The following is a 3,939-nucleotide window of genomic DNA, read 5'->3' as shown; positions in this document are numbered from 1 at the left end:
GTCGCCCTCGACCTGGGCGGGCGGACGGGCCCGGCCGAGCTGGCCGGGGTGCTGGCGCGGGCCGCCGCCGTCGTGGTGGGCAACACCGGCCCGGCGCACCTGGCGGCGGCCGTGGGCACGCCGGTCGTCTGCCTGTTCGCCCCCGTGGTGCCGGCCGAGCGCTGGGCGCCGTACGGGGTGCCGCACGTGCTGCTCGGGGACGAGCGGGCGCCCTGCGCGGGCAGCAGGGCCCGGGAGTGCCCGGTCCCCGGCCACCCGTGCCTGAACGGGGTGTCCCCCGAGGACGTGCTGGCGGCCGTGGAGAAGCTGACCGGGCGCACGCCCGGCCTGGAACCCCCGCGAGGGACCCATCCGACGGAACGGACGGAGCGAACGCCATGAGGATCCTGCTGTGGCACGTGCACGGCTCGTGGACGACGGCGTTCGTCCAGGGCCCGCACACCTACGTGGTGCCGGTGACGCCGGACCGCGGCCCGGACGGGCTGGGTCGGGCGGCCACCTTCGACTGGCCGGAGTCGGTCGTCGAGGTGCCCCCGGAGGAGCTCCGGGACGCGGACGTGGACCTGCTGGTCCTCCAGCGCCCGCACGAGATCGAGCTGGCCCGCGAGTGGCTGGGCCGCCGGCCGGGCGTCGACGTCCCCACGGTCTACCTGGAGCACAACGCGCCGGGCGGGCCGGTCCCGGACACGCGGCACCCGGCCGCGGACCGCCCGGAGCTGACGATCGTCCACGTCACGCACTTCAACCGGCTGATGTGGGACTGCGGGACGACGCCCACTGCCGTGATCGAGCACGGCATCGTCGACCCCGGCCCGCTGTGGACGGGCCGGCTGCCGCGGGCCGCCGTGGTCGTCAACGAGCCGCTGCGGCGTGGCCGGACGACCGGCACGGACCTGCTCCCCTACTTCTCCGAGGCCGCGCCGCTGGACGTGTTCGGCATGGGCACGGAGGGGATCGCCGCGGAGCTGGGCGTCCCTGAGGACCGCTGCCGGGGCCGGGAGCTCGTCCAGAGTGCCCTGCACCACGCCCTGGCCGAGCGCCGGGTGTACCTGCATCCGATCCGCTGGACCTCGCTGGGCCTGTCGCTGCTGGAGGCGATGCACCTCGGCATGCCGGTGGTGGCGCTGGCCACCACCGAGGCGTGCGAGGCGGTGCCGCCGGGCGCGGGCGTGCTGTCCAACCGGCCGGACGTGCTGCACGACGCCGTCCGAGGCTTCGTCGCCGAGCCGGAGCTGGCCCGCGAGACGGGCCGCGCGGCCCGGAAGGCGGCCCTGGCCCGGTACGGGCTGCCCCGGTTCCTGGACGACTGGGACCGGTTGATCAAGGAGGTGACGCGATGAGGATCGCCATGGTGTCCGAGCACGCGAGCCCGCTCGCCGCGCTCGGCGGCCCCGACGCGGGGGGCCAGAACGTCTACGTGGCGCGGCTGGCGGACCTGCTCGCCGAGCGCGGCCACGAGGTGACCGTCTACACGCGGCGGGAGGACGCGGCGTCGCCGGACCGGGTCCCGCTGCCGTCCGGCGCGGTGGTGGAACACGTCCGCGCCGGCCCCGACCGGTACGTGCCCAAGGACCGGCTGCTGGCCCACATGCCGCATTTCGGCGGCCACCTGGCCCGCGCGTGGCGGCACGACCGGCCGGACGTGGTGCACGCGCACTTCTGGATGTCCGGCCTGGTGGCGCTGATGGGCACGCACGGGCTCGGGGTGCCCGTCGTCCAGACGTACCACGCGCTGGGCACGGTGAAGCGGCGGCACCAGGGGAAGGCGGACACCAGCCCGCCGGAGCGGCTGGAGGTGGAGCGGACCATCGGCGCGTCCTGCGCGCGGATCCTGGCCACCTGTTCCGACGAGGTGGACGAGCTGGAGCTGATGGGCGTCGCCCGGGACCGCTGCTCGGTGGTGCCGTGCGGCGTGGACACCGAGCACTTCTCGGCCCGCGGCCGGGTCGCCCTGACCCCGGCCCGGCGGGCCCGGCACCGCCTGCTGGTGGTCGGCCGGCTCGTCCCCCGCAAGGGCGTCGACCTGGCCCTGAAGGCACTCCAGCGCGTCCCGGACGCCGAGTTGGTGGTGGCGGGCGGCCCGCCCGTCGACGGGCTGCTCAAGGACCCGGAGGCGGTACGGCTGCTGGGCCTGGCCCGCCGGCTGCGGGTGGCCGACCGGCTGGTGCTGCTGGGCTGCGTACCGCACGAGGAGATGCCCGCGCTGATCCGCAGCGCCGACATCGTGCTGTGCACCCCGGTGTACGAGCCGTTCGGCATCGTGCCGCTGGAGGCGATGGCCTGCGGCGTCCCGGTGGTGGCCACGAACGTGGGCGGGCACCGCGACACGGTGGCGCACGGCGAGACCGGACTGCTCGTCCCGCCGGGGAAGCACGTCGAACTGGCCGACGCCGTGGCCGGGTTGCTCGCCGATCCCGAGCGGATCGCGGCGTACGGCCGCGAGGGGCGGGCCCGGGCGGTGGCCCGGTACGGCTGGGAGACGGTCGCGGAAGGCGTCGAGCGGGTCTACGAACGGGTCGCGGAACGGATCGCGGAACCGGCCCCCGTCGGCTCGGGATCAGGAGGTGCGCGATGACCGTCACCCGTACCGTACGGCCGCCGGACACCACCGGCGGCGACCACTGCGGCCGGCTGCTGGCGGCCCTGGAGCTGTTCCGCGCGGAGCAGGCGGCCGTCGCCGAGCGCTGGGGCCGGCGGCTGGCCGGGGTGCTGTCCGCGGGCGGCCGGCTGCTGGCCGCCGGCAACGGCGGCAGCGCCGCCCAGGCGCAGCACCTGACGGCCGAGCTGGTCGGCCGCTACCGCGAGGACCGGCCGCCGTTCTCGGCCATCGCGCTGCACGCCGACACCTCCAGCTGCACGGCGATCGTCAACGACTACGGCCCGAACGAGCTGTTCGCCCGCCAGGTGCGGGCGCACGCGCGCCCCGGCGACGTCCTGATCCTGCTGTCGACGAGCGGGGCCAGCCCCAACCTGCTGGCCGCCGCGGCGGCGGGCCGGGCCTCCGCCATGGAGGTGTGGTCGCTGACCGGCCCGGCCCCCAACCCGCTGGCGGAGGCCGGCCACGACCGGCTGTGCGTGGCGGCGGGGACGACGGCGAACGTCCAGGAACTGCACCTGGTCGCGGTGCACCTGCTGTGCGCCGCGTTCGACGCGGCGCTGGCGACGAGCCCGTAGGACACCGCTAGGGAACGACAGTTGGGAGCCCCCATGACACCCCGGACCCCCCTGCTGGTCGTCGGCGACGCGCTGCTCGACCGCGACCTGGCCGGCACCGCGGACCGGCTCGCGCCGGACGCGCCCGTCCCGGTGCTGGACGACTGCGAGGAGCGGCTGCGGCCGGGCGGCGCCGCGCTGGCCGCCTACCTGGCGGCGCGGGCGGGCCGGCCGGTCACGCTGGTGGCGCCGCTGGGCGCGGACCCGGCCGCCCGCCAGGTGCGCGAACTCCTCGAACCGTGGCTGCGGGTGATCCCGCTGCCGGCGGACGGGCCGCTGCCGGAGAAGACCCGGGTGATGGCGGGCGGGCGGCCGGTGGTCCGCCTCGACCGGGGTGCCGGCCGCGCGGCCGGCGTCACCGACCGGGCCCTGGAGGCCGTCGCGGAGGCGCGCGCGATCCTCGTCGCGGACTACGCCCGGGGCACCGCCGACGTCCTGCGGGAAGCGCTCGCCGCCCGGGCCCCGGCCACCGCCCTGGTCTGGGACCCGCACCCGCGCGGCGGGCCGCCGGTGCGCGGCGCGCGGCTGGTGACGCCGACGGGCGAGGAGGCGCGCCGTTTCGCGGCGGAGACGGCCGACACCGATGGCGACGCCCTCGGCCCGATCGCCCGCACGGCGGCCGAACTCGTCCGCCGCTGGCACGCGGTGAGCGTCGCGGTCACCCTCGGCGGGCGCGGCGCGCTGCTCTCGCAGGGCGACAGCCCGCTGCTGGTGCCGACCGCCGCC

4 protein-coding genes and 1 pseudogene are annotated in these 3,939 nt (G+C 77.2%); all 5 read left to right on the top strand.

What is annotated here, in order from left to right:
- Nucleotides 1–381: glycosyltransferase family 9 protein (locus JNW98_RS35070; protein ID WP_308015706.1), on the top strand; the 381-nt coding region annotated here is incomplete at its 5' end.
- The gene (locus JNW98_RS35065; RefSeq protein ID WP_223772312.1) at nucleotides 378–1,340 is read left to right on the top strand and encodes a glycosyltransferase; all 963 of its coding nucleotides are present in this window, start codon (nucleotides 378–380) and stop codon (nucleotides 1,338–1,340) included. The genes JNW98_RS35070 and JNW98_RS35065, both read left to right, overlap by 4 nt.
- Nucleotides 1,337–2,575 (top strand): glycosyltransferase, encoded by a 1,239-nt coding sequence (locus tag JNW98_RS35060; RefSeq protein ID WP_223772311.1) that lies wholly within the window; start codon nucleotides 1,337–1,339, stop codon nucleotides 2,573–2,575. Before JNW98_RS35065 ends, JNW98_RS35060 begins: the two co-directional genes overlap by 4 nt.
- Complete coding sequence (locus JNW98_RS35055; RefSeq protein WP_223772310.1) at nucleotides 2,572–3,174, top strand: D-sedoheptulose-7-phosphate isomerase; 603 nt, start codon at nucleotides 2,572–2,574, stop codon at nucleotides 3,172–3,174. The genes JNW98_RS35060 and JNW98_RS35055 overlap by 4 nt, the downstream gene beginning before the upstream one ends.
- A gap of 33 nt (nucleotides 3,175–3,207) precedes the next feature.
- Nucleotides 3,208–3,939, top strand: a pseudogene (locus JNW98_RS35050) (D-beta-D-heptose 1-phosphate adenosyltransferase); the annotation flags it as partial.

It is taken from the genome of Streptomyces huiliensis (assembly GCF_020037025.1).
GTDB classification, from domain to species: domain Bacteria; phylum Actinomycetota; class Actinomycetes; order Streptomycetales; family Streptomycetaceae; genus Streptomyces; species Streptomyces huiliensis.
Note: the sequence above shows the minus strand (reverse complement) of the source record. Positions and strands in the feature narration are given on the sequence as shown.

Excerpts from the sequence above, each read along its gene's own strand:
- JNW98_RS35065 (WP_223772312.1), top strand. The coding sequence starts at position 378 with ATGAGGATCCTGCTGTGGCACGTGCACGGCTCGTGGACGACGGCGTTC.
- JNW98_RS35055 (WP_223772310.1), top strand. The coding sequence starts at position 2,572 with ATGACCGTCACCCGTACCGTACGGCCGCCGGACACCACCGGCGGCGAC.
- JNW98_RS35060 (WP_223772311.1), top strand. The coding sequence starts at position 1,337 with ATGAGGATCGCCATGGTGTCCGAGCACGCGAGCCCGCTCGCCGCGCTC.